The sequence below is a fragment of the Streptomyces murinus genome (genome assembly GCF_002154555.1).
In the GTDB taxonomy this organism is placed as follows: Bacteria; Actinomycetota; Actinomycetes; order Streptomycetales; family Streptomycetaceae; genus Streptomyces; species Streptomyces murinus.
In genome coordinates this window covers 1-727 of the sequence record NZ_MUNF01000626.1, presented here as the reverse complement: position 1 = coordinate 727, position 727 = coordinate 1, and the positions used below count along the sequence as shown (strand labels likewise).

Here is a 727-nt window from a genome sequence, read left to right as displayed (position 1 = left end):
CCCGGGTCCGGGTGGAGGCGCCGGTCACCGACGAGGACTACCTCGCGATCGACACGGCGCTATCCGAGGCGTTCGGCGGCGAATGGGCCCCGTCCCCGGAGGGCGCGGCCCGGTTGCGGCGCACCGAGGAGGGCGGCGGGGCGGTCCGCTTCGTCCGCGCCGGGGACGGGAGCTGCGCGGGCGGCGCCCTGTGCTCGGCACCGGCCGAGGGCACGGCGGAACTGGCGGGCGTCGGCACCCTGCCGGGTCACCGGGGCCGGGGCATCGCCGCGGCGGTCACCGCGGCCCTGGCCGAGACCCTGTTCGCCCGGGGCGCCCGGACCGTATGGCTGGAGTACTCCGGCGCCGGCTCCCGCCGCGTCTACGAACGCGTGGGCTTCCGGCCCGGCGGCACGCGGGTGTATCTGAGGCACGAGGGCTGACGCGGGGAGTGCCGTAAGGGCGGGTGGCGGGGGGTCGACTCGCCCTCACCTCCCGCCCCCTCCCGGCAAGGGGTTGTCCCGTTGAACGAGGGTGCGGGCATCGGGGTTCTCCACGGAGCGGGATCACGGGAGAAGCCGGGCGGGCCGGTGACCGGTGACCGGTGACAGCATCCAGTCCTCCGCGCCCCCGGCGACCGCCGCCTGCGCCCCCGGTGTCCGAGGGCAGGTCCAGGCGTTGTCGCGGAATTGTCCTTGATCGGTAACAGCGGGAGCGCGGGCGCCCTCCCCGCCGTCCTGGCAGATGC

Annotated in this window: 2 protein-coding genes; one reads left to right on the top strand and one right to left on the bottom strand. The window is 76.5% G+C overall.

All coding sequences use genetic code 11. The features are described from left to right. Positions 1–422: GNAT family N-acetyltransferase (locus CCN72_RS31585; RefSeq protein WP_244174574.1), on the top strand; the 422-nt coding region annotated here is incomplete at its 5' end. Between the two features lie 123 nt (positions 423–545). Here the strand turns inward: CCN72_RS31585 and CCN72_RS40095 are convergent. Continuing rightward, the coding region (locus tag CCN72_RS40095; RefSeq protein ID WP_208638154.1) for a hypothetical protein at positions 546–727 on the bottom strand (182 nt) is incomplete at its 5' end.